The organism is Marinomonas aquiplantarum (genome assembly GCF_003314975.1).
GTDB lineage: Bacteria > Pseudomonadota > Gammaproteobacteria > Pseudomonadales > Marinomonadaceae > Marinomonas > Marinomonas aquiplantarum.
In genome coordinates this window covers 36,989-61,940 of sequence record NZ_QNRF01000007.1, presented here as the reverse complement: position 1 = coordinate 61,940, position 24,952 = coordinate 36,989, and the positions used below count along the sequence as shown (strand labels likewise).

Below are 24,952 nucleotides of genomic sequence, written 5' to 3'. Positions count from 1 at the left end.
ACGGATTAATTCCGCCGCCTTCAAAATGGAAAAATTAGATATTAATTAGGGTTTCATAAAACAATAAAACTCAACTAAACTAATAGATCCTGACCCAAATGGGTAAAAAAAAACCCATAAGAAATATCAACCCATTAATTTAAAAAGGTTTTTTTCTGGCACCCGAATTGCAACATATATATTTCCAATGCAATCAAGGGTTCGTTCAACCCAATAAGCTTCAAAGATGATTTGTCTAAGGATCGAATATTTTAGCAAAGCGGATTTTAAAATGTCGTCATTTTTAAAATGATCGAATAAACTGAAAACTCTAAATGATTGGGATTACCTCATATTTCAATCATTTTATCGTCAGATTTATTGGGCCTTAATAAAGTAGTTTTTAAATTTTTGAAATCTAAAGAAAGAACACAGAATAATATTCGTACCTTCTAAAAAGAAACATAAGATTCAAGGATTAAGAGGCCGCCCATTATGAATATTATTGACTGCAATATCATAGGAAACTCTGATGTTATAAAGCAGCTTAGAAATACTATAAAAATGATGTCGAGGTACCCAACAACGGTTTTAATTACCGGTGAAACTGGTACAGGCAAAGAGCTGGTCGCAAGAGGTTTACACTATGGCGGCGAACTTTCAAATCAACCTTTTGTGGCAATCAACTGCTCTACTTTTTCTGATGAATTATTTGCCAGTGAATTATTTGGTTACAAAAAAGGCGCCTTTACGGACGCTAAATCCGATAAAGATGGCCTGCTCAAATCCATTCGAAATGGCACCATTTTCCTAGATGAAATTGATAGTCTCTCTCTAAAATCTCAAGCGGCGTTATTAAGAGTGCTGCAAGAGTCGGAGTATCGCCCCATTGGCTCCAATCAAGTCATCAAAACCAATGCTCGTTTTATCGCGGCCTCCAACTGCAGTTTAGAAGATAAGATCGCCACCCACAGCTTTAGACAAGATTTATTTTTTCGCTTATATATTCTCTCTATTAAGGTTCCTTCTCTACGAGAAAGAAAAGAAGACATAACCCCTTTAACCCGTTTTTTCATTGATAAACTCAATCACCAATATGGATTAAATAAGAAAGGAATCAGCCAAAACCTACTTCATTCATTTATGGAGTACGAATGGCCAGGAAATGTTCGTGAATTAGAAAATGCAATACATAGATACTATCTCATGATTTCAGGAGAATGGCTCGATGTTTCAGATGAAATAGAAGCCCCTCTCGGTTCAGGATTAGTAGAGCAACCATCGCCTTTTACCAATGAAAATTTATACACCTCACCTCCAATGGAGACTAGTAGCGAAGCACTTTCAAGTCTATGTAACAACTCTATAAAAGAAGCCTTAAATGTAGATTTTGATGACTTAAAAACGGGCGAAGGACTGAGTTTTACAAGCGCTAAACGCCGTGCAATCGAAACATTTGAAGCAAAATTTGTTTCCCGTTTACTCCACATCACCGATGGTAATGTGACTAAGGCCGCCAGCCTATGCGGAAAAGAACGTCGTGCATTTGGAAAATTGGTTAAAAAGTATCAAATCAAAAAAATCGACGTAAACCTATATTAATGCATGAAGAACTAGCATTCGACCAATCGACTTAATTGAAGAGACTATATGAAAACAGCAATCATTGTTGGTGTGAGTATTCTCATAGCTGGCATTATTCTGACTCTGTCTCTTCCCAGACGCCCTAATGCTTCTGTGCAGGCTACGCCTTCCTATATCATTGATAGCAAATCACTATCTAAGCCTTATTTAATGAACTCTCTCTTATTGACCTCCCCTCTACCAAAAGAGGCTAAATTTACCTTAAGAGTTGGCTTATACAGTGAAATAAGCCAAGCCATAGACAAAGCTCAAACCATTAACGACTCCGAGCCTATTAGCATAGTAAAGGCGATCGACAGACAAAAAGAATGGTATTTTCTATTAATGGGCCCCTATTCAACCCGCTTAAAAGCAGAGCAAAAAAAACACGATTTACAAAAGAAAAGAATTTCTTCTACACTGAGCCTATGGCCTAAGGAGGCGGACACCCAATAAAATGAGTAACTAATACGATGGATTACTTACCACCACTGAGGCATTACCAGCAAATGGTCAGAGTCGTAAGAGACAAAAATGACCATAACCCACCAGCCAAACCCGCCACTCATTTCCATCTGGGCAATGCATTTGGTGGCGATCTATCAGGAAATGCCATAGACCAATACATCTCAGCCACACAAATTCGCATACGTACATTAGAAACCATGAACCTACCAGCAGGTTCATTGCGTCGTCCTGGCGAAATCCAATCTGGCGGTCTCTTCCCAACCCGTGTTGGATCCTCCCTTTACCATCAATTAAATCACCATATAAAAAATTACATGCAAGGTATATCTGACCATCCAGCAAACCGTGCAGACACATCTCCCGGCACTAAATTTCAAACTCAGCTCTCACCGAATGCCCTCAATAATTGGCGACCACAGCATGCTCACATGACAAGCAGGCCGGAAGAACACAAGGATCACCGCAGCATACATCACCATCCGGCCCCAAATCATCATCTTGCGTTAGCGTCTGGCCTTCACCCTCATTCAATGTCAAATCATACTCCTTCATAAAAACGACCATCAGCCCTCTACTTTTATGACAGGATCATCACCTTAGGTTGAGAGGGAGTAAGGGTTAAACCTGGTGCGTTGGGTACCATGCCATTTTGGCCGGTTGGCGATAGCATTTTGGTTGCAGGCATAATCGAAGTAAATACTTTCACACTGCCAAACAAATGACGTGATGGGCCAATGATAAGGCTGGACACCACCCCCATAGCAGCTCCCGCTTGATTGCCATTCGACATTGGGATCATGGTCATTAAATTATGGTTCGGCATGGCCATGGTAAAAATATTAGGAACATTGGGGATGGCCGTTGTCGTCATCGCAATATTAGGATAAGGAATCGGCACAACAGCCAATGCAACGATTGTTTTACACACATCAGGAAAGCCTAAATTCATTGCTGGCATTTGCGTATTCGCGAACATAATCTTTCTCCTTATCCCATATTGATCCTTTTACCATCAATGCGTACATCTTCCTCTGCACTAATTACCTGATGCTTTCCTCTGATGTTCAGCAAACCTTTCGCGGTTAAAGAACACTCTCCCACATGCTGAAGCATGGTTTGAGCTTGTTGTAACAAAGTATTGGATACGGATACCACACAATCCTTACTGATCAAGCCAATTTTATTCAGTGCCAAGAGTTCTATGTTTTCAACGCCCGTAAACTTTAGTTCAGGTGCCAGCCAATGCATCTTTTTATCTGACTCTATGGTTAACTCGTTCACCTGAGACGAACGTGAAAGAATTTGCGTAATAAAATAATCCCCCGCTATTTCCACAAAGCACACCTTGTCACCAAGACAAGGTTGAACCAGCAAACTCACCGCCACGCTCGCCGTAAACACATCATCAATCACCCAGCGCTGGGCAGCGGCATCATATTCACTGACAACTCCGCCATATAAAACCGGAACAGAAGTAGGAAGAGGGTTCGACGGTATTTCTAAAATCGACTTCATGCTGACACTCCATAACTTGCTAGTTTTTCATCAACGGCTTGCTGATCAGCATCCGTCGTTAATAATTGCGCCTTATCAGCCCCAACCCACTGACAATCCTGCTCCTGCAATTGGTGAATCGCAGTCCGTAATAACCTAGTATGACTAAAATCACATTGCTTCAAATGAGCGTAAGAAAAATTAGCGTAGCTCAAATCGGCCTTAGAAAAGTCCACCTCATCGCCTTGTAGCGCTTTCATCCAACTTTGCGTCATAACACACCCCGTAAAACTGGATTGGCTGATGTGCGCTTGCTGAAAATTTGATTCCGTTAAATCGGCCTGATCAAAAGAACATTGCTGAACAGTGCTTTCCATAAATAAAGTGTGTTGCAATTGGGCTTGAGTAAAATCCACCTCAGTCAATTCACACTTTGAAAAGTTAGACCCCTCCAAATCCGCTTCAACAAATTGAGTACCAACAAAGCGACTCTCACTACAAGTACAATGCTTTAATCTGGCATGATTAAAATTTTGCCCACTAAAATCACACTCCAACAAAAGGGCTAGAGTAAAATCACAATCTTGCAATTGAATGGTACTAAAATCAGTTTTTAACCAAACAATATTGTAAAAAGTACACTCTTTATACCTCGCCTGACGGGAATCTATTTCAGACAAGGTCACCGTATCCCACTGACAAGACGTAAAGGTAACCTCGGTAAAAAGGCACTGATGCCATGTCGTTGAATGTATCTTGATGTCCTGCCAATGACCGCCACTAAAATCACATTCACTCAAGGTGGCCATTTCGCAGTTACTCTGCCATGCAGCGCCTTTAAAATCGCACTGAATAAAACTCGATTGTGGTATCTGGCATTGATGCAGCTGAGCATTACTAAAGTCACATTGCGTAAACACCGCCCGAGTCATATCACATTGTTCAAAATGGCTAGCGTTAAAATCACAATTCAAAAACACACCTCCTTCGAGCACGCTTTGGTCAAAGGTCATTCCGCTCAAATCGAGCCCCATAATGGGTTGGCACATGGCCAGTTTTTCTTCAATGAGTGCTAACTTATCCATTTGTCTCTTCCTCGTGCTAATGTATCGACGGCATAGGCCCTTGTTGCATTCCTTTCGTCAAACAATCCTCAAACAACGACTCGGTCATATCATTGTTAACCAATTCGCAATCACGCAAATCCGTTGCGATAAATTGGCATTTACGCAATGAATTGCTGTTAAACATTGCCTCTTTACAATGGCTCCGTTCCAACCTAGCTAAGGTCATAATGCAAAAATGAAACAAAGCACGTTCAAAATGGCTGTCTGTCAGATCAGTCTCACCAAAATCACATTCTATAAAGACCGCTTCCCTTCCTGCACTTTGGCTCATATCAACACCACGAAACCCACAACTGCGCCAAACACTGTTCGCCAACTGTAACTGCTGTAAATCTCCCTGATTACTAAACTGAACTTTTTCTGCCCACACTCTGCTAAAATCCGCCCCCTGTGCTTTCGAATCCAACATCATGCAGCGCTCTAATCTGGCGTCTTGCCAGTTGCTCTCCTGTAATTGTGCTTTTAAGAAAATACAGTTTGTTAAACTGGCATGTTGCCAATCCCCCTGTGATAACGTCGCTTCAACAAAGGTGGCTTTATTGCATTCAATGCCTTGCAGGCAGCAAGCAAGCATCTTCACCTTTGGTGCCATGACGTCATCCAAAACCGCCCCCTTAAAATCACAGTGATCAAACAGGGCCTCCGTAAAATTCGCCTGACTTAAATTAGTGTGTTGAAAGCTGGAACCTGTTGCTTGAACACCCGCGAAATTCACCTTCACCAAAGAACTCTTGGTAAAATTGGCGGCCTCAAGGGTTGCCGCAGTAAAAACAGCGCCATCAAGACGACAATCAGTAAAATGACAAGCGGTTAAATTGGCTTTTTCCAACATCACATCACGCAGATCCACGCCAGAAAAATGAAGCCCAGATAAATCTGCGCCAGCCAGATCTCTACCGGCCAATGACGCCGAATCTTCTATCAGCTCTTCCACCCAAGCACGTATTTGTTGAGGGCCATGCTCTGGCAAAGGTTGTGACAACACCATCACCGAAGGCGAATGCTGTCGCGCTTCACGAGCCGATTTGGCCGACAATTGTTCTGCTTCTCGCACTTTTTGTTGCTGTTCTGAATTCAACGCATTGGCCGTTGGAATGTAACTCATCCACTCAGGGGGTTGATACGATGCCTGCGACATCAAGTCCGTTGCCGTGACAAACACTCGATTATTCACTCGCGCCTTCATACTCGCCACAGATTCACTGGGCGTACTCTGGCGTTTTGCGGCTTTGTCGGCTTGCCGCCTTGCTTCCGCTAACTGTTTATCGGCCTTCTTTCTCGCCTGATCGGCCGCCCTATTGGCGTACGCTAAATAAGAGCTTAAATCCACATCGCCACTGTCTATCAAGGCTTGAGGAATCGGACCAGGCTCATCATCTTCTGGTTGTGAATCATCAGGGTTATCCGCTGGAATAGGCACAGTTGGATTATCAGTTTGTATTTGAGCACGATATTTTTGCCGGATATCCGCCACTTTTTGTTGCTGAGAACGTTTTGCCTCGGCGTACATTTCATCATAAGCCTGTTGCTGTGCCTGAGTTTTAACCGGCATCAGTTGGGATTCATTAAACACATGCCCAAGGGCTGTTTCGGGGTCAGTACGTAACGCCAAGACATGCTCATAGTAGGCCATATCACGTGGCTTATCCTGCGCCCCTTCACAAGCCAACATAAGCTGTTTGATATCCAGGCCATCGGAATCCTCAACCTCGGTCACACCACGATAAATAGCAACACCCAGCAATAACTCAGGAAAAAACCAGACGGTATCTATAGCGGTTTCCACTTCTCGAAAAGCCAACTCACTGTCGATTTGTTGACGAATAAAGGCGCGCACCTTGATGTTTGGCAACGTCCCTTCTATCCGTTGATGCTCACTATGTAATCCCTGTAAAGCATAGTGCGTCCCCGGCAGGATAAAACCTTGCATTTGTTGATCTTCTGGGGCTGCATTAAACAGCCTTGCCTGAGTATCTTTAGGCAATCCTGGATGGTCATGCTCTAACCAATCTTGGTCATAAGTGCCTTGAAAACAGGCTCGTTGAGGCCAGGTAATCTCCAAGGGACCAAACCCCGCCAGCCGACGAGGGTGCTTATCAACTTTCGTGCTGTCTTTTTCAACATACAGGTTAGGCAATAAATAAGCGTCCAGTTCTGTGTTCTTATATTTTTCTTTAATGACACCTTTGCCTAATGGGTTCTCAGCATAATCATAAGCCCCGTAAGCTCCTTGATAACCTAGGGGCATACGGGTAAATGCCTTAGCTTTACTGGCAAGATCAAACAGACCTCCTTGCCAATGCCGATCTCCTATGACCTGCAAGGTTTTTTTCGTATTGCCTAAGGAAGCCGATACTTGCATTTTCCTTACCGGTACAGCGTCCACAGCATAAGCACTGCCTGCCAACAACCATTCTCCATGAGGCTTAGCGAATCCCATGTCCAACAAAATGCCCTGACTCAGGTAAGGCGTTATTCTCGGCCACTGACCATTCTCCGTCAGCAACAGGTCATCGACTCCTAACTGAAAAAAACACATTGCTCCCACAGCACACTGATGGCCGTTATAACCATAGGTTTTACTGATGAGGCTTAACTTACCCGGCTTAATAATTTGCATGATTATAATATGGTCGCAAGGGTCACCATTTTAGCAACAAGACCCTCTTGCTTCGCGGCGACCTCTTCACGCTTCTGAATAACTGCATTACCAGTCGCTAATTGAATTTTCACACCTGCATTATTATCAACTGAAACGAACAACCCTCCTCTTGTCGACACTGATAAATCTATCCCCATAGTGGCACTAATAGAGGTATTTGCAGATAAATTCGCAGATAAAGAATTTGATGCACCGATAGTAGTATTTACTGAGTTACTAAGGGAGAGTTTCGAATTTACATCATTCGACGCTCCAACAAATGTATTAACGGTATTGGTAGCAGCCACATTAGTCATCAGTGTGTTTTTTGCCCCAACAAAAATATCATTCTGTCTGGTTTTTCCAATAGTCTTACTGTAAGTATCTGAATTACCGGTAACTTCGGTGTGACTGGTTGAGTTCCCATTAGTAGTAGAGGTATTGGATGAATCACCAGTTATTATGGTCGTATTCGTAGTATTCCCAGTTGTTGTTGAAATATTAGTGGTATCGCCATTCATTGTTGTTGTACTGGTATTATTCCCGGTTGTCGTTGAAGAGGTAGTGGTATCACCTGTATGCTCATTTTTATTGACCACCTTACCTTCTGTTTTTGAATGCGAATACACCACGGCCGATTGATCATAACTGTCAACACTGGGAGGCGCGGTGCCGGTACCACTTAAATTAATGCTTTTTCCTACCACATGACTTTGATTTAAACTGGACCCATCCGGTAAGTCATCACAAATATCAATGATGTCTTTATTAGGAATCTTGCCATTAATGAAGCTTAAATCCGTTTCATCAATGGACTCTACAAATGGCCCTTGAGAAGACACATTGACACTCTTATTAGACTGAGAATAACTCTGACGGGTATTGTTATAGCTGACACTGTAATCTTGCTCACTGTTACTTTCACTAAAATGACACCCTTTTGAAACACTGGCGCTGGCTAATCCTTGCGCCCCTTTTTCCGTGGTGGAGTAACTAAAAGAAGTTCCCTTATTGTAATTCGCACCACCTATATTGGCCTCTAATACGGAGCTGTTTATATACGCCTCTTTCACTATTTTCATCGCGGCATCCAAATCTGGCGTCACCTCTTCGCCAAAATGAATGCTTAGACTGTCCCCATAACTGGTATTGCAGCTGCTGCCCCAATTGGTATTAAAGTTCCAACTGTTACTTTTCCAAAGAGCGGGTTGAATACATTTTTGCCCGTGGGAGGACAAGGACTGTTGTATCTGGGGAATTTCACTTTCATTGTCACCTCTGGCGACCACCACCATAGAATTCACCGCCGGAGCCGTTTCAGAACTGTCCGACAAAGCCACCCAATGTTTTATCGACGAGCCTTCATCGGTGGCGAACTGCACAACACACCCCATTTCCTTATACTTGGTCACTGGGACGCCTTCAGCACCACCAAAACTGACTTTGGAAAGTTGTGGGTCAAAATTGCCCTTTTCAAAAAAATACGCACTTTTCGGAACAGCGCTTTCTAACACTCTTGCCAGCACACTGCCCTGATGTGTCTCTTGCAAATCAAACGGGGTGATGAGCACCGCTTTAGCATCAATTGCACGGACCGTGCTTTCCACGTTAGGGCTTGCCGAGTTAGGATCAAAAAACGTTTTATTCTGAGCTTTCTCATGTTGCGCATTTTTACCCTTTTTTTCCTCTATACCCTTTTCCTCTATACCCTTTTCTTCTATTAAATAAGGAATAGGCGTCGCTTCAATAGAAGCCGAATAAGGCGCACTTTGGCTGACTTTATGAGTCACTTTGGTGACTGTAAAACACGCATCATTGAACTGTTCCGGCATCAAGCGTGTTAACGTCATATCAGGCACCATTTGATGTAAATAAAACGCGTAACCAGGGCTCAATAAGGTTGAAGTACATTCCCCTGACAAAGAGGATTGTTGGCAAGCAAACTGGCTGTCCATATTGGATAACCATTCTTTAGATTCAGTTTCATCGACGCCATAGGAAAAAGCTTGATAATAGGAATAATCTACCTTCCCAGCTTCCTCTGTCGTCGCTGCAATGTAACTGTCATAGCCAGCGACCTGATTGGTTCGCCAGTTCGGTTGTCGATACACCAACGCGGTTTCCAAATGATCAGGCACCATGGTTACCTGGTATTGTAAGTTACAGAATAAATCCGATTGCTGCAGACCAAGAGACTTGATATCTGTATAACTGTAGCGCAGTGACAAATGCGATTTCCGACAGCCTGGGATGTTCACATTATCTGGCTTAGAAGTCTGGTTTGAGAACACCAGAGTCAGGCCATCTTGACCATGAATGAAATAAAAATAAATCGCCGCCTTTTTCATCAAACGTTGCAACATAGCGAAATCCGTTTCTCCGGACTGCAACCAATCCTGTTCACGGCTAGCCGCGAGCCCCTTTATGTTGCTGGTATCCACCTTAAACTGATCGCCATAACGCTCTAACTCTGGCTTGACTAAGGCCTCGATGACCTCTGTTATTTTCTTGCCTTTGTAGATGTCATACTTATTTCGCAACGTCAGCGGAAACAAAGGGGATTGCATTTCCGCTGTGTACTCTCCTGGCGCACTTAAACTCATAGACGTAATCAGCCCATAAAAATAACGCGACGGTAATTGCTCCACACCTGCAGGCGCCACCGTCAACAATTTTTCATCCTCTATCTCAAGGGGATCAAAGACTGGCGTATAACCTAGGGTCACCCTAGTCCACTGACCAATCAAATTCTCCGCGACGCCCTGTACGATGGGCAGTTTTGGTCTGGCTGGCGAGGCTGGTGGTAACGTCGAAAAATGACTATCTGAGGCCGCTTTAAGGGTGTAAGGCTCAGTCTCGTCAGCGCGTAAACTGAGACTAAAATGATATGGTTGTGACACGGCTTCCTGACCTTGCAAAGAAATCAAGCGCAGATAATTGGCATTCATTAACTGCCCTGCTCCCCCTGCTTTCACAGCAAAAGACAAATTGGTGAGAAATTGACGTGTCGGCGTCACTGCCATGTAATCAAGCGGTAGAATCTTGTCACTCATCAGAACCCAGCCTCTTACCTATCTGTCATGATAAAGAGATAAGAGCAGGAATAATGCCAAAACAGGAAAGCCAGATATCACAAGGCATTGGAGCGAATAGGATAAAAAAAACCTTAAAAAAACCTGTAGAAAAAGACCAACTGGGTCAATTTTGACCCAGCTATATTTCCTTAATGACAAGATCTTTATCTGATCTTAACAAGACACTCAAGCAAGTTTTAACAGGACACCCAAGCTAAACGACACGGTCGAAATTAGCAACGTAATCTGATTCATAATTGCCTGTCGCGCTGTCGTACATATCTGGTACGAGGTCGAAGTTCCTCACGCCAACATCGAAACAGGTATCACTTAGTGTCGAGATATTCACAATTTCGGGGGCAAAGTCAGGCGAGCCAACTACCATCCAAGCCGTCGTGGTTTCGGATGAGTCATCACTATAAGTAACGAAACAAGTCACAGAGCCATCGGAAATATCGTCATACCAATCATCTCCACCGCCATAACCGCTGAGATCCGTATTCCCCCCCGCAAAACCATAACCACCTAACACAATAAGACGACCTTGGCGGTCAGTACGCAAGGTTCCCAAACTTTTGAAGTGCTTTGACCCCTGCTTTAGCTCACCAGAGGGATAGGAAGGGTGCAAATATGTCGCTGGAATATTATAAATACTGATTTCAACAGTAGACAATATACCGCTGACGACACGAGGACCTAAATCAATAATTAATGATTGTCGCTCACTTGAACTCTCTTTGCTTGCATTTCGCCACGGCACACCGCGATTCGTATAACTGTTATATTGGCCATAAAGAAGGTTGCCGTTTAGCTCTCGAAACTCGCACCAAGCCGCTTTTTTATTCGCAAGATGCACAGTCCATTCGATGTTTTTTACATTCGGTGAATCTAAGGTTAATTCTTCATCAGACGTATCAAACACTTTAAACACTTGTCCTTGGCGGCGTATACAACCTGCCTCATCTTTAAAGTTGACCACAGTCGTTGTCGGTTTGAGATCAGCATCATGCTCGTATGGAAGACCACCGATTTTGATCGGATTTAATACAAAATTATCGGTATTAGCATTACCTAGTCGGGCAATACCAATAGAAGGATGAACAGAAAGCGCCATAACTTACTCCTTTGTTGATAACTAAAATCCATTAACCATTTTCATGCGAATGGTCTTTCAGTTAAGCAGAGCAATGTCGTTACGGCAGTATCAGTTTAGTATCAGTTTTAGATATCGGTATATCACTCCTTCCTTAACGCAATGGCTACTCAACAGGAGCATGAGAATTTAAACGGCGAGCATATTCGTGCACTTCATTATTGCAAAGCCATTTTGCTTAACAAACATATTCAGAGGCCTCTTAATATGGGTGTCCTGTTAAGTAGAGTAGAGGTGGGTGTCCTGTTAAAACTTTAAGATGGGTGTCCTCCTAAACAGTTCTCACTCCTTAAGGTGGGTGTCCTGTTAAGGCCCCTTAAGGTGGGTGTCCTGTTAAATTCGACGAGCGAGTTCACGGGATCCTTAAGGTGGGTGTCCTGTTAAACAGCTCCTGTGACATCCTCGCTCCTTAAGGTGGGTGTCCTGTTAAACCTAGAAAGTAAAAAATCACCCTGAAAAGTGTGATTCGGCCATGTGCCGCTTGACCTAGCCTGAGCGTCCATATATCCCCTGTCAAGGCTTACTCGGGTGTCCCATTAAAATACTTAATTCGGTCCTACTATGATGCGAGCCCCGTTGATGCGAGTGCACCAGTTTCGTTCGTCTCGTTGCGTGGTCGTACACCACTACTATCTGTGAGTTCTGATTGTGTCGAGCCCCGCTTGAGTCTTGCCAGTCCCCGCCGGTACGACCTGCCTGCACGTCTTGCACTGAGTTATAATGGAGAACACTCATCACCTCATGTTCATCAGGGATTGCGCCGCTATCCCGCAATGCCATGACGACCTCTTCACTATCCGGGGATCTTCCTGGGCTAACTGATCTATGTGACATACATCCATCCTCCGCTAAACATTAAATATTTGGGGTCAAATAATATTAATAGGACACCCACGCTAAATGTCTTTATCGCTTTTATCTTATTCACTCCTTACTTAAGGTTGTCGTCCTGTTATCGCATTTTGCGCTTCACCGTGCGTATTCCCGGCCGCTTAATGATCGTGTCCTGGTATACTACGTTGTGGCTCAACGAGCGAATTCACTGGCCCCTTAATGTGGGTTGCCTGTTAAATCCCATGTTCTTCACTTCCCTTTGGTTCATCACCGTGGGTGACTCGTTAAAACCTCTCTTTCCTCAGTGAGCGATCTACCGGACTTCTTAAGATGAGTGTTCTGTTAAGACCATCTCTTAAGATGTGTGTCCTGTTAAGGCCCCTTAAGGTGGGTGTCCTGTTTAACTTCTTGATAGGACACCCACTTGATAGGACACCCAAGTCAAATTCAAGTTGGGCGTCCCATTAAAATCTCCCGATGAGGGGGGTGCCACCTTATGGTGTGTGTCCTGTTAAGCCCCAGGTTCTATCCGGGCATTTGGGGTTTCTTAAGGTGGGTGTCCCGTTAACATGCTGAGAACCACATCCAAATCTATCTCTACCCCACTACGTGCCCACTGCAACCATGTTTCTCATACTCAGCAATGCGTGTTTCGGTCGCACCTTGCTCATAAAGAGCTGCTGTAGTCTGCCAATATGGTTGGCGATGGTTTTCCGCGCCAGGGTCACTTTTTCCTTTATTGCGGACGTGATTCGACATCCTATTATTTATAGTATTAATAGGACATCCACGCTAAACAACTTCATTACTCATCACTTCTATTTAAAATGGGTGTCCTGTTAAAACTCATCAGGGCCTAACCATGCTGCTAAATGCGTTGTATGTTCAAGTCCTTAATAGGACACCCAAGCCAAACTTAAGGTGAGTGTCCTGATAATACTGCTTATCCCCAATGTGGGGGTCCACTCAACTTTTCTTTTAAGGTGGGCGTTCTTGTCACATCCACTTTTGTGACATCCGGCTCTGACGCCTGTGCTTTGCCCAAACCATGGGTAGTTTAAGTTCACTATTCACCTATTCTTCTCGGTCTCCTTTGCTCGCCTCCATCATAGAACCAGCGCCCCCGCGTCTTACACCTGAGCCGAACGCCACAACCCCACCTATCACTGTTTCAGCTACCTTAGTAGTCTGTGCGCGCACGGCCACCTGGGTGGCGTCTGCTGCCTTCCATAGAGCCGAATCCCTCCGGGTCGCCTGGTCGTTTAGCATATACTCCACTGGATTGTCTTGTGGGTCTCTTCCGGACATATTAGCTCCTTATTATTTCAATTGTTTTAACATTTGGGGTCAGTGTCAGTGTTAAATTAAAACCATCCCCACACATGGGCCTTGATCTCAAATGCTTTTCTTCACTCACTAGCCTCAGAGACTACCCTGTCGAATAACCCTGGGAACCTTGTCCAAATTTATCTCTCCCACTGCTACGTGCCAATTACAACCGGTGGTTCACAGACTTCGAGATGGGTTGTTGAGTTGCACCCTGTTCACAATACTGCTGTAGCTTGTCGATATGGTTCGCTAGATATTTGGGGTCAGATCTAATATTTGGAGTCAGATCTAATATTTGGAGTCAGATCAAAAACTCTCTAACCCCAAACACCCTTCTCTACTAACTCGCTCCCAAGTCGACTTGTTTTAATCACTTCGAGAACCTGCTGTAAATCTATCTCCACCCCGCTACGTGCCCACTGCAACCAATGTTTCACATACTCAGCAATGCGTGTTTCGGTCGCACCTTGCTCATAAAGCTGCTGTAGTCTGCCAATATGGTTGGCGATGGTTTTCCACGCCAGGGTGACTTTTTCTTTTATAGCGGGCGTGATTCGATAGCCTAAGAAATCAAAGCCACTATTTTTGATTCTGCCAATATACGTTTTGAAGGGATGCTTAGTTTGTTTCACCGCCTCCAAACACCGATTCATGATCCGCACCACTTGCCGTAATTGATGGCGTGTTTTGCACAGCACCAGCCAATCATCCATAAAGCGAAAATATCGCAAACCCTGTTTTTCACAATATTGGCCGATGGCCTTGTCCATTTGTAACAAATAAAGCGCCCCTAAAAGTGGTGAAAGGGGATTGCCTTTGCCAATACCAATAGAGTTTTCCTTTAAAAGCCCATTTAGATTGTCTAATCGCGTCAGCATTTTGGCTAATAAAGCTAAAACATCAACATCTGCTATGTGTTCTGCTAATAACTTCAACAATATTTGGTGATTGATCGTGGCATAATATGAGTCCACATCCGACCGACATACAAATTTGTAGTCTTCTACCCTTGTTTTTACTTCCCTAACACAGGCTTTTGCTCCACCATGCCCTATTAAGTGATAACAGTCTTTACTTAGGCTTGGCAGCAAATAAGGCGTTAATACCAAAGTTAAGGCTTTTAGTACGAGTGCGTCTCGTGCTGACCATATGCCAATGGTTTCTCCATTAAGATAAATGGTTCTACAAGGCTCAAAACAATAATTCCCATTCAATATGCTCGACTGAATAGCCGCCTTCTCTTTATGCCAATGAAAGCGCAAATGCCAAACATCATTATTATGATGGCTGTCTTTCCTTGCATGGCATAACCAGTCATACGCCTGCTCTAATACAGCGTCGCTGACGATTTGTTGCAGATTCGGACTCACATCAAGCATCAATTTTTCTCTTCTCTCTTCTCTTTTCTCTTTTCTCTTTTCTCTTCTTTTCCATCATTCAACCCAACGCCACCTCAATACAACCTAAATACAACCTAAGCTGTAACGTCTCTTATCGCTGCGGTGCTTTCTCTCTCGCTCTTTCTTTCCCTTTCCCTCTATCTCTTTACCTTTTACTCACCCAGCCACACCTTGTGTTGCAACGCGATATGGGAACCCATGTCGCGGTATAAGGTTTCCAGTTCGGTACGGCACGCGGCTTCGCTTTGTTCTGGGCCTAGATAATAGAGTATTTCATTGTCGTCTGGCGCCGCCTGTCGAAACGGCAAGACACTAAATCCTAATTTTTCTATGGCTTTTTGTGAGGCATCATTGTCCTCATATACTTTGGCGTAGCATGAATGCATGGCGTTATGCTCGACGCCAATCTCTAACAACAAAGACACCGCCTGTGGCCCAAAACCATAGCCCTGAAAGTCTTGCCCTAACCAGTAATAAAAGAAGCCCACACCATGAAACACTTCTAAGCAAACCGAGCCGATAAAGCCCCATTCTCGATGCATTACGGCATACACATCGTGATTGGGCATAGTTTGGTTGTTTTGTTGCCAGTCAAACCACTGCTGATCATCCTCAAAGCTTGGTAAATTGCATAACTCCGCGACGGATTTGCTCCCTTGTTGCTGATGAATATAAAGCCATCGGAACACATGGATATGATGCGATTCCAACGGTGTTAAATACAGCTCAGTTGTCTCTGTCTGGCGGCCCATCCTGCGCCCGTGAGCCATTGGAAAATCACGCTTGTTCATCTGTTGGCGTTTTTCGGTCAGCCAATAATAAGCATCCAGAATCCGTTTATTTTGATAAAACCTCAGCAAAGCCCCTTTATACAGATGGATGGCGGCAGCATAATCGCCAAGCTGGAAATAGGCTTCGGCTAAGGCACATAGTAAGGTGATGGCCGCTTCATCCTTTTGACCAAATGGGTAATGGGATTGCATGGCGTTCACAATCTCAATCACCATCACCCAATCGCATAAGCGCTGAGCCAGATCCAGCATCAATTGATACTCCACTAACGATCTGTCTTGATCGACATAGGCTCTAAGTTGCTGTAACCAATAAAGCCTGTCTTGTGCGTACACACCCTGCTGTTGCACTTGTTGCAGCTGAGCAAGCCACTCATTTTGCGGTTGAGCAAATGCGGCTTGCGAAAATGGGTAGTCTGACCCTTGTCTGGCTGCAACCATGGTTATTGCCCATCCTGTTAGTTAGTGTAAGCCTCTCATTATGACACTGGTTCTTTGCTTTACGGTTCGGCTTCGCTTTACTCTTCCTCTGCTGCCTCAGCCACTTCTTCTGGGTCGGCTTCAGCTCCCTCTTCCACCTCTCCTTCCGCTTCTCCGTCGGCCTCAGCAACTGGCTCAGGTGGCGGGTTTAATTTGGCGTCGATGGCAGGCAATACGGTCTTGTCTAAAAAGATGTCCAAATCCTGCATGAATAAGGCTTTCACGTCTTCTAACGTGGGCTTCTCTTCGCCCGGCAAGGTGCCCTTGCTCAGGTAATCCAAGATTTCTTCCAATATGCCGGTCACTGGATCTTTAAGTTGTTCATCCAGCTTTGGCAAGACCAAACCTAATTGAATTTTAAATGCGATATCGTCTGACATAATCTTGATCCTTTTGTATCCTGGGTATCGTTCCCCTGGGGCTGTTTGTTTTATATTGCAATAGGGTTGCCAACTTTTAGTATTTTAATTTTTCCTTTACTTTCAATAAATTACATTAACTTAGATGATCTCAGTATGGGTTACACTTTACCCATAAGATGGCTCTAATACCCGGGTCTATCAGGCGATGCCAACACTTGGCTAAGACTCAATGCCTAGGACTCAATGCCCATGATCTCAAACAGATTGATTTGCCCCCCTTTGACCAGAAAGATTTCTTTATACAGGTCTGGCGCGCTTTGTTGGCCCCATTCGCAGGCGGTGTAAATCAGGTAAGGCACGATGGAATGCGGGTCGTCTTGTTGCAGGAAGTCTGCGGCCCGATATAAGGCGGTAAAAGCCTCGTCTCGGTTGCTAATGGGGCCATTGCCGCCATTATTGCCATTGCCGTCACTATTGCCATCGCCCCCCATTGCACTGTCTGAGGCGCCATCGGAACTTGCTCCCTGCCCTTCCTCGGCACTGGCAAATCTCACGCCTCGGCGATTCAGTTCTAATTCAATCAGGTCACTAATCTGCTGCAAGACCCCGGTAAAGTCGGCAAAACTGGGGGCGTCGTGACCACACACCTCGTCTAGCCAGTCTTGCAGGTATTTCAGGCTGTTGAGAGCATCTTCCAAGGACAATAATAGATTTTGAAAGTCGTTGGTTTCGGTGAGCATAAGGCGCTGTTTGAGGTCTTGCAGGGTCGGACCATCCCAGGCATTTTTGTGTTTTGCTTGCTGAGTGACTTTTTCAAAATATTGGGCACTTTCCCAGTCGTTCCAACTGCATTCGTTACCGTCCAGATTGGTCCGAGTAATAGGTAAGCTTTTGATCACTGGGGTCAGTTTGTCGTTAATCCATTTCAGCGGATTAGTGCGAAATTCGATGTCGCCATCGAGCATTTCCGGGTACATGGTATCCCAGTAACGTTCGCACATTTGCTGTAACAAGATGGTCGCTGGGGCGATGCCGGAAAAGCCGTCAAGATGGATCGAGGCTTCAAATAGCCAGGTCATCAGTTGCAGGTCTTTGCTTTTTTCGGCCAAGGCCTGTAAGGCGATGCTTTTCACCTGAGACCAGTCAGCGACTCTCAAGTCGTGCGTCCAAACGCCTAACGGTAGGCTTGGGTCATCGGACTGGCGCGCCGCTTTGATGCTGGTATAAACGCCATTATGACGGACCGATTGCCCGACGCCATTGTCCCCTATGGGTTCCAATAATTGGTTCAAACTGTAGCCCATGTGAAATTTCATGTATTCGTCGGGCGCTTGTATTGCGTGTTCAAGTCTCATATTAACCTCCTCTTCCGGTTGTCACTGTCTGTCATGCGGCGTCTCTGACGCTTGCTGCTGAACCTTGCTTCTCGGCTTCCTTGCCAGCAACTGTTGCATGTCAGCTTATTCACTTAAATTGGGTGCGTAAGTAGGAAAGTAGTACGGCAAGGGCACCGTCTGCGGCTCTCCTTTGGCGTCCAGCACATAGGCTTGCAACACCAGATTGGCCCGACTTACATAAGCCGGCTGCTGTATTTGTCGATCGTTTCCTTTGAGCACCACAGGCACGTAGAAGGACAATAATGCCGCACCATCTTGTGCCTGCATCAAGTCATTTTGGTAGCGTTTAAGCCAACTAAACAGGCCCCACTGTCCTTCACTGTCAAAGCGAGCCGTGGATGAAGTCAGGTCAACATAGGGCTGGATATTGGCTTGTCGACTGGGCCCACCCAAGGGACGATAGGCTGAGCCACTGGCCCAACGCAGACTCAAGGACAAAGGCAAACCGGGCTGCCACACCAGATCGCTCTCCCCATTGGGAAACTGGCTATGCTGGGTGCCGCTGCTTAGACCCCATTGAACAATTTGGTTGGTGCCAGAAAGGCGACTGGGTTGCGCGTCAAACATGGGCTTTAGGTTGACTTGCCATTGTTTCGGTTTGTCCTGCCAAACCTTGGCAAAAAACTCACTGATCTGGTCCATTTCCAGCAAGAAGTCTCGCCATGAGCCTTGCAGGTTAAGCTGCAATGCGTCCCCTTGGTGCTCTAACAGGTTTTCCAAAGCCGGTAACAGGTCTTTCGACAAGCGACGATAGTCCGTTAAAAAGGCCCTTAGCTGTTTGGGTGACAGCTCTTTACGGCCAGCTTGGGGCAATTCAGCAAAGGGAAACTGCCCTGCCAATTGTTGGTTAAAGTGCTGTTGAAGGTCTTGATAACGGGCAATAATGGCTTTTTGCTCGGCGCTGCTGCACTCTAACTTGGCCTGCTGGGTGATTTGCCGACTGCGCATGGCAAACCAACTGTCGCCCTTATTGGGGGGATTGACCGCCAGTGTTTGACCACACTCAGCGTTGTTTAGGGTCGGCAAGGTCTGGCCAATCAAGTCGTGTAAGCCACTGACCGGATTGCCCGCTTCGGCACGTTCAAATTTGGCCAGATCGTCCAAGGTCGCCAACCAGCGCTGTACGGTCACATTGCTTAGGCCAGTGTGGCTGTTTTGCAGGTATTGCAATAATGGCTGAGCATAATGAAAGGCCAAATAGCTGAGTTTTTGCTGTTGGTTTTGTAAGTAGGTCTCGCTTTGTTTGCTGTCTTTAAGCTGAAACAGGGCTTGTAAAAAGGAAGCCGCTTGCCAATCGGGGGACAGTACTGGCTGGTAAAGATGGTAATCGGCCACCAGTTGTTCAATTTGCTGTAATTGACGGTACACAAATTGGGTCACTTTTTGGTTAAGGTGCAGCACATTGACCCTATCTCCTTGCTGCTTTAACAGGGCCTCAATTTGCAGCAGTAAGCTCATCACCTGCGTAAAGCTGGTGACCGCTTGATCGAGCTGACGCTCACGATCTGCGACCAAGTTATAACTTGGTTTCGGCAGGGTAAGTTGCTGTGACGGACGGATCATGGCCTCGCTTAACAGGCGCTCGGTGACATCCTGCAAGCGGGATCGCAGGCTGTTATCAAACAGGCTAGACGCCGAATACTCGGCGACAAAGTTCTGTTGCTGCCCTAAGATGTCGAGTAATTCCTGTAGTGGTGCTGGGTCCCAGCGCACGATGATTTCGGTGGAATCCAAGGCCGGAGGAAAGTGCCCTTTCACGTAAGCAAGTCGGCTGATCGCTTGCGCTTTGTCCACGAGTCGGTTCAACGCCGGCGAGGCATTCAATAAGCCCTGCTGATCCCGGATATATAGCTCGCCAAACGGAGACACGTTAAGATTAGCCAATTCCTTCCTCACCGGTTCGTCACACACCTCGGCGGAAAAAATCTGCGCCATGGTCTGTAAAGCATCGGCGTCGTAACCGAACAGCACCATGCCTTCTTCGGCTTCTTCCAAATGCGTTTGCAAACGCCCACAAGCACTGCTTTGTGGTGTGGTGATTAACCAGTCCTGTTCGGTTTTTTGCAGCCAATGGTTTAATACGCCCAGATCGTGTCCAAACGGGGACGGCGGCAAATTGGCGTGTCTTGGTATGCTAACAGGGGCTTGATTAAACGCCTGTAAGGGGGCAATGGGCACCTGCTCAACAAAGGACAATAAAGCTTGCTGTAGTTGCTGGGTGTGGCTCTGCAATTGAGTGAGCACTTTTTGCCGGTCAACTAAAGGGTCTGTGGCACTCCAGGAAAATGCCAAATCCACTTGCCTGATGGCCCCTAAAATCAATTGACTGTTTAGATCAAGGGTCGTCGGCACTGGGTTGTCATAAAGGTAGTTGAGTAGTTCAAACAAGGCTTTGCTGATGCCTTTCTCACTGTCTAACGGGCCGGCTAACATAAGCAAAACTTGCTGGTTTTTTTCAAAAGCCAGCAAGGCTTCAAAGCGAACAAAATAATGCTTCAACAAGGTCGGATAATGGTCCGTTTGTGGCGTTGCGTTGATGATTCTTGTCAGCTCTTCGGCTTTTTCTTTGAGCCGGCATTCCAGTCCTAACAGGAGTTTGTTTTTCATGATCTGCTCACTGGCAGACTGTTCTTTTTTGTCTTTGGCATGGCCCAATAAAGAAATCGGCATGGCCAAGGACACATTGGCACCGGAAATATCACTTAGCCCTTGCAACAAGGCATACGTCTGGGTTCCTTGGTCGGTGCAATCTGGCATTAAGAGATGGATTTGTTGTAATTTTTGCAGACCGAATTGGTTAAATTGATGAATGCGAACAATGTCATGGGCCAGCAATAAGGTTAAGCCCAGCCCCAATCCCAGCACGGAAAATTGCAAACGTCGCAGTAATTTATTGCTTGAAAAATGCCGTTTTTCAATGACTCTGGCGAGGTGCTTTTCGGCGAATATTTTGTGTTGGAACACGGCTTCGGCAAAGGCCTGTTGCTGGCTCACCTTACCTGTGAAGTACAAACCTCGTAAAGGCAGAGCTTCTTGAAAGCCACTCTGTGAAAAGGCCGCTTTGATGACTGTGGTTAATGGCCCTTGCAGTTGCGAAAATTGATGCGGGAACATCATAAAGTTATCAATATCGGCCAAGGCTTGACCACCGGCGGCGACTTTTAATTTGATCACCTGTAAGCGATCCAATAGATAAGCAAAGGCTTCTGATACCCAATCCAGACTAAAGGCAGTGTCCAATCGATAAGGGTTAGACCAACCCAGCATCTGTGACAAAACATCTTGCGGTTGGCTTTCCCAGAAAGCTTGAAAGCCCGTCACTTCTTCAAGCTCTGTGACCATGAGATAAACTGGTAACACAAAGCCACTCTTTTTTTGTATTAACCAAAGTTGCTGAAAGAGCCCTTCTCCCGTGGCTTGCAGTCCGACACTGTCTTGCTGCAATAAGGTTTTAGCTGACACACAGAGTATGATGTTGTCGACCGGACGCTCAGGCCGATACCAATGCAAGCCTTCCATTAGGGTCGAAAGCTGACTTTCCTCCCCTTCAATAACCACCCCGTGATCGTAAAAATGCCAACGTCGGCTTCCGCCAACAAGACGCTTTTCACGGGGTAATAAAGTGTCCCTGCGACCTTCTTTCACCGCCCGAATAAGCTGTGTTCTGTTCGCCTCGGCATCTCCTAGCAATAATGACCAGGACATTTGATAGCGCCAGGCTTGGCGAGTGGTTAGGTACTGTAACGCGGCAATGGCGCGACGTATCTGAACCACCAGTAAACGCTGCCGAAAAGGCCGCGTGGGACGTTTGTCGTTTGTTTGTTTGCCTTTAAAGAGACGCTTGTAACACCAAACCAATGGTTTATAAAAGACGTTCAGACAGGCCGCCAGCACTCGATAAATGAGCTGACCTAACCAGCGCACAAAGGCCCACAGTTTTTTCGCAAACCAGGCCCCCAGCAAGACCAGCAGTAACGCGCCCAAAATCAAGGCGATCATTTGCCATAAGGGATCTTGCCAAATGGGTTTTAGCGCTTCGATAAGGGGTTGCAGTCGTTGCATAACACCATGAAATAAGCTTTCTAACTGGTGATTTAAGGCGTCGTATTGACGCATAAACGACTTTATTTTTGCCAGCCATTCCCTCACAAGGCCCCCCATTTATCCAGCCCTTTTAGCAAGATAAACCAGGCAACTGTGCCGCTGATCAGGTAAAGAATGGCAATGTAAAAAGCACATCGATACCAGATGGATACGGGCGCCAAACGCTGCTCTTGTTGAAATTCCATCTGCGCTTCATAGGCCTGAGCAAACAGGATGTTTTCAAACACCGGCTGATGCTTTGCTACCAACTGAAAAAGTTTGTGCCGATAGTGTTTTAAGGCCTTAACATCGTCACGATGTTGCCCTGAGAAGCCCAATCTTAAGGTCAACAAGTAAACCCCGGCCAACTGCACTTCCAGCGGCTCATGCTCGGCTTTTGCCAATAAGTCATCAATGTGTCGATATAAAGTGCCGCCGGCCGAACAGCTGTGAAAAAAATGCTCTTCCAATAGCTTACTTTCCCAACTTTCCTGCCCGACCCACTCCAGCTCTAAAATCAGCAGCTCATCCGCCAGAGCCACCATCGAAAAACAGGCTTTGTCCATGTACAAGGCTTGTCTTTCGGTGAGTTGACTGGCCCAGTATTGACGCTTTTCTGCCAGCCACTGGCTCAGGAACAGGTTAACCGCGGTGGCCGTTTCGTTAGGATTGGGTAAAGCCTGTAGTTTGAGAATGGACTTGGCTTCGAGCAGGAGCTGATCTTTCACAATCCAATGTTTGAGGGTGATGATTTGCTGATAGAACTCATTCATCAATCTGACTAGGTGTAATCCTGGCTGATTCATGTCTCTCTCCTCTTAGGCTTGATCAGGCTCATGAGGAAGATGCAGCACAATACTCTTGGGTTGCAGGTGCTTCAGTTTGCCATTGGTGCTTGTCATGATCAGGCTTTGCCCGGCTTTGATAAATTGCGGGGTATTTTTCAGATAAAACAAACCATGATTGGCGGTGGCCTGAATGCCTGTGGCCTCATCGTATTCGGTGGCTTCAGTCGTCGCGCCGAGTAAGCGTTTGGTGGCCAGTTCTTTGTGCAGTTTGCCCGAGGCGATACGACAGTCGGTTAGCCATTGCGCTAAATCAGATTGGGTTTGTGTTGACTTGGGTTTCAGCTCAATCAATAAATCCTGATTGCCCCAAGCTTTATCAAACATAATGGAGAACACCCCTTCTTGGCTTTCTTCAAACGTCAAGCTGGTATAGCGAACATTGACCTTGTCTAGCTGCTGAGTGAGGTAACTTAGCGCCTCTGAGAGGCTGGCATGGCAATCCTCATGCTGGTAAGCGGGCAATTTAGGTGGAATCAATTTTTGGTCCAGTTCAGACATCGCACCCACCAAGCGCGCTAGGATCTGATAAATTTGCCAAGGCGAGCTGTGGCCATTGTCGGCCATTAATTCAAACTCTGACAAATGCTGCACCATGGCTCGAATCCATTGTCGGTGTTGTTCACTGACGCGATTCCCCAACCTTTCTTCATCGTCGGCATAACCCGCCAGTTGGCGAGCTTTTTTACGCATATTAAACGCCAATTGTTGCAATTTTTTCTGCAAAGGTTGGCGGCCTTGCTGATTGTCGTCGCTGGTCAAGAAGGCATCGGCCCCAATGCCTAACATGGGCGGACAGAAAGCGGTGATTTGAAAATGTGCCCCATCCTGCTTGGTCACTTCAAACAGCGGCATGGCAATGTATTGGGCGCTAATATCATGACTGGCCTGTAAGGATAAAATCGGCATTAGGCGTTGCATTGCCAATTCACCTTCGCCGGTATTATCGTCTTTCGCCGGTTCGCTTTCTATCACGGAAAAGCGTTGAATGTCAGCACTCTGGCTGGCCGCTCCAGGCGTTCGAATGGGCACGGTCAATTGGATTTTCACGCATTCATTAGCGTCCCATTGTGCGACGTCGTTTAAGTCTATGAGCAGAGGCTGGTCATAGCGAACGTCGTAAGCGATTTGCAATCCATCTGGCATGATGGCGTGCAAGGATTGCAGGCAAATGACGCCTTCCAATAGCTGGCTTTCATCCAGGCTCATTGACACCACCCCCCAACGGTAAGGTTGTGAGGTCAGGGTCAAGTGTTGCAACTGGGCTTCCCAGTATTGGTTGTCCTGTTGAAAGTGTTGAGGCGACAACAACATGCCTTCGTGCCAGCACACAGGGAATCGATTTGCACGGCTCATAACGCTTGCTCCTCTAATTGATAGCCATGCTGTTGCAAGGTAATCAGTAACTGCTTGAATTGGCTGATGTCAGCCAGATATTGACCCGGTTCGTCCAGATAATTGGCAAATAACAACACGCCATAGGCTTGGTAATACTGCGCTGGTAAGGTCAGTGTCATAGGCGCGGTTTGTGGCACCACTTCATAGGAAAGTACGGATATTTTTTGCTGATATAACAGGGCTAAGGAGGCTTTATTCGAAAACCAATCTGGGCCGCTTAAGTCCATCAATGCCGATATACTTTTCGCATCGAAAATAAACACAATGTCCAATGCGGTTGGCAGGTTGTTATTGCTATTGGCCTCCGCTTGTAGCTTGATGCTTGTTAGCAGGGTTTTGTCATAACTGTAAAAGGGGACGTATTTCCCCGCCGTTTTTTCCACCAGATTGAGGGTTTTTCCGCACCCCGACAGCAAACACACCAGTAAGGCGTAAACGACAAGAGGACAGGACGGAGACAATATACGCATCTTA

17 protein-coding genes and 1 pseudogene are annotated in these 24,952 nt (G+C 45.8%); 3 read left to right on the top strand and 15 right to left on the bottom strand.

Features of this window, described 5'->3' with window-relative positions; all coding sequences use genetic code 11:
• Positions 1–474 precede the first annotated feature (474 nt).
• From DFP76_RS13215 to DFP76_RS13205, 3 genes are read left to right on the top strand one after another with little or no spacing between them, the layout of a single operon-like run.
• Entirely contained in the window at positions 475–1,581 is a 1,107-nt protein-coding gene (locus DFP76_RS13215) for a sigma 54-interacting transcriptional regulator (RefSeq protein ID WP_113875117.1), read from the top strand.
• A gap of 48 nt (positions 1,582–1,629) precedes the next feature.
• Positions 1,630–2,058, top strand: a complete 429-nt coding sequence (locus DFP76_RS13210) for an SPOR domain-containing protein (RefSeq protein ID WP_113875116.1) — start codon at positions 1,630–1,632, stop codon at positions 2,056–2,058.
• A gap of 17 nt (positions 2,059–2,075) precedes the next feature.
• Positions 2,076–2,624 carry a hypothetical protein gene (locus DFP76_RS13205; protein ID WP_113875115.1) on the top strand — a complete coding sequence of 183 codons (549 nt, stop codon included), beginning with the start codon at positions 2,076–2,078 and terminating at the stop codon, positions 2,622–2,624.
• A 23-nt stretch (positions 2,625–2,647) separates the two neighbouring features.
• On the opposite strand, the gene DFP76_RS13200 is transcribed toward DFP76_RS13205, so the two are convergent.
• From DFP76_RS13200 to DFP76_RS13125, 15 genes and pseudogenes are all read right to left on the bottom strand, one after another.
• Complete coding sequence (locus tag DFP76_RS13200; protein WP_113875114.1) at positions 2,648–3,046, bottom strand: DUF4150 domain-containing protein; 399 nt, start codon at positions 3,044–3,046, stop codon at positions 2,648–2,650.
• An 11-nt stretch (positions 3,047–3,057) separates the two neighbouring features.
• Positions 3,058–3,585 carry a DUF3540 domain-containing protein gene (locus tag DFP76_RS13195; protein ID WP_113875113.1) on the bottom strand — a complete coding sequence of 176 codons (528 nt, stop codon included), beginning with the start codon at positions 3,583–3,585 and terminating at the stop codon, positions 3,058–3,060.
• The gene (locus DFP76_RS13190) at positions 3,582–4,649 is read right to left on the bottom strand and encodes a pentapeptide repeat-containing protein (protein ID WP_113875112.1); all 1,068 of its coding nucleotides are present in this window, start codon (positions 4,647–4,649) and stop codon (positions 3,582–3,584) included. The genes DFP76_RS13195 and DFP76_RS13190 overlap by 4 nt, the downstream gene beginning before the upstream one ends.
• Before the next feature lie 16 nt (positions 4,650–4,665).
• On the bottom strand, positions 4,666–7,311 hold the full coding sequence (locus tag DFP76_RS13185; protein WP_113875111.1) for a DUF2169 family type VI secretion system accessory protein: 2,646 nt from the start codon (positions 7,309–7,311) through the stop codon (positions 4,666–4,668).
• 2 nt (positions 7,312–7,313) lie between these two features.
• On the bottom strand, positions 7,314–10,385 hold the full coding sequence (locus DFP76_RS13180; RefSeq protein WP_113875110.1) for a contractile injection system protein, VgrG/Pvc8 family: 3,072 nt from the start codon (positions 10,383–10,385) through the stop codon (positions 7,314–7,316).
• A gap of 244 nt (positions 10,386–10,629) precedes the next feature.
• Positions 10,630–11,520 (bottom strand): annotated as a pseudogene (locus DFP76_RS13175) (LodA/GoxA family CTQ-dependent oxidase); the annotation flags it as partial.
• Positions 11,521–12,990: 1,470 nt separating this feature from the next.
• Entirely contained in the window at positions 12,991–13,152 is a 162-nt protein-coding gene (locus tag DFP76_RS18150) for a hypothetical protein (protein WP_181799855.1), read from the bottom strand.
• Positions 13,153–14,039: 887 nt separating this feature from the next.
• Positions 14,040–15,101 carry a reverse transcriptase/maturase family protein gene (locus tag DFP76_RS13160; protein ID WP_113875107.1) on the bottom strand — a complete coding sequence of 354 codons (1,062 nt, stop codon included), beginning with the start codon at positions 15,099–15,101 and terminating at the stop codon, positions 14,040–14,042.
• 173 nt (positions 15,102–15,274) lie between these two features.
• Complete coding sequence (locus tag DFP76_RS13155) at positions 15,275–16,354, bottom strand: GNAT family N-acetyltransferase (RefSeq protein ID WP_113875106.1); 1,080 nt, start codon at positions 16,352–16,354, stop codon at positions 15,275–15,277.
• A 77-nt stretch (positions 16,355–16,431) separates the two neighbouring features.
• On the bottom strand, positions 16,432–16,773 hold the full coding sequence (locus DFP76_RS13150) for a hypothetical protein (protein WP_113875105.1): 342 nt from the start codon (positions 16,771–16,773) through the stop codon (positions 16,432–16,434).
• Between the two features lie 215 nt (positions 16,774–16,988).
• Entirely contained in the window at positions 16,989–18,110 is a 1,122-nt protein-coding gene (tssA, locus tag DFP76_RS13145; RefSeq protein WP_113875104.1) for a type VI secretion system protein TssA, read from the bottom strand.
• 105 nt (positions 18,111–18,215) lie between these two features.
• On the bottom strand, positions 18,216–22,268 hold the full coding sequence (locus DFP76_RS13140; RefSeq protein WP_181799854.1) for a type VI secretion system protein: 4,053 nt from the start codon (positions 22,266–22,268) through the stop codon (positions 18,216–18,218).
• Positions 22,269–22,297: 29 nt separating this feature from the next.
• The gene (locus DFP76_RS13135; protein WP_113875102.1) at positions 22,298–23,041 is read right to left on the bottom strand and encodes a DotU family type IV/VI secretion system protein; all 744 of its coding nucleotides are present in this window, start codon (positions 23,039–23,041) and stop codon (positions 22,298–22,300) included.
• A 12-nt stretch (positions 23,042–23,053) separates the two neighbouring features.
• The gene (tssK, locus tag DFP76_RS13130) at positions 23,054–24,436 is read right to left on the bottom strand and encodes a type VI secretion system baseplate subunit TssK (protein WP_113875101.1); all 1,383 of its coding nucleotides are present in this window, start codon (positions 24,434–24,436) and stop codon (positions 23,054–23,056) included.
• On the bottom strand, positions 24,433–24,948 hold the full coding sequence (locus DFP76_RS13125) for a hypothetical protein (RefSeq protein ID WP_113875100.1): 516 nt from the start codon (positions 24,946–24,948) through the stop codon (positions 24,433–24,435). The genes tssK and DFP76_RS13125 overlap by 4 nt, the downstream gene beginning before the upstream one ends.
• Between the last annotated feature and the right edge of the window lie 4 nt (positions 24,949–24,952).

What these genes read in the sequence shown, in the direction of transcription:
- DFP76_RS13180 (WP_113875110.1), bottom strand. Translation starts at nt 10,385, where the DNA reads ATGAGTGACAAGATTCTACCGCTTGATTACATGGCAGTGACGCCGACA.
- DFP76_RS13210 (WP_113875116.1), top strand. Translation starts at nt 1,630, where the DNA reads ATGAAAACAGCAATCATTGTTGGTGTGAGTATTCTCATAGCTGGCATT.
- tssA (WP_113875104.1), bottom strand. Translation starts at nt 18,110, where the DNA reads ATGAGACTTGAACACGCAATACAAGCGCCCGACGAATACATGAAATTT.
- DFP76_RS13140 (WP_181799854.1), bottom strand. Translation starts at nt 22,268, where the DNA reads ATGCGTCAATACGACGCCTTAAATCACCAGTTAGAAAGCTTATTTCAT.
- DFP76_RS13190 (WP_113875112.1), bottom strand. Translation starts at nt 4,649, where the DNA reads ATGGATAAGTTAGCACTCATTGAAGAAAAACTGGCCATGTGCCAACCC.
- DFP76_RS13185 (WP_113875111.1), bottom strand. Translation starts at nt 7,311, where the DNA reads ATGCAAATTATTAAGCCGGGTAAGTTAAGCCTCATCAGTAAAACCTAT.
- tssK (WP_113875101.1), bottom strand. Translation starts at nt 24,436, where the DNA reads ATGAGCCGTGCAAATCGATTCCCTGTGTGCTGGCACGAAGGCATGTTG.
- DFP76_RS13205 (WP_113875115.1), top strand. Translation starts at nt 2,076, where the DNA reads ATGGATTACTTACCACCACTGAGGCATTACCAGCAAATGGTCAGAGTC.
- DFP76_RS13155 (WP_113875106.1), bottom strand. Translation starts at nt 16,354, where the DNA reads ATGGTTGCAGCCAGACAAGGGTCAGACTACCCATTTTCGCAAGCCGCA.
- DFP76_RS13135 (WP_113875102.1), bottom strand. Translation starts at nt 23,041, where the DNA reads ATGAATCAGCCAGGATTACACCTAGTCAGATTGATGAATGAGTTCTAT.
- DFP76_RS13125 (WP_113875100.1), bottom strand. Translation starts at nt 24,948, where the DNA reads ATGCGTATATTGTCTCCGTCCTGTCCTCTTGTCGTTTACGCCTTACTG.
- DFP76_RS13215 (WP_113875117.1), top strand. Translation starts at nt 475, where the DNA reads ATGAATATTATTGACTGCAATATCATAGGAAACTCTGATGTTATAAAG.
- DFP76_RS13200 (WP_113875114.1), bottom strand. Translation starts at nt 3,046, where the DNA reads ATGTTCGCGAATACGCAAATGCCAGCAATGAATTTAGGCTTTCCTGAT.
- DFP76_RS13150 (WP_113875105.1), bottom strand. Translation starts at nt 16,773, where the DNA reads ATGTCAGACGATATCGCATTTAAAATTCAATTAGGTTTGGTCTTGCCA.
- DFP76_RS13195 (WP_113875113.1), bottom strand. Translation starts at nt 3,585, where the DNA reads ATGAAGTCGATTTTAGAAATACCGTCGAACCCTCTTCCTACTTCTGTT.
- DFP76_RS18150 (WP_181799855.1), bottom strand. Translation starts at nt 13,152, where the DNA reads ATGTCGAATCACGTCCGCAATAAAGGAAAAAGTGACCCTGGCGCGGAA.
- DFP76_RS13160 (WP_113875107.1), bottom strand. Translation starts at nt 15,101, where the DNA reads ATGCTTGATGTGAGTCCGAATCTGCAACAAATCGTCAGCGACGCTGTA.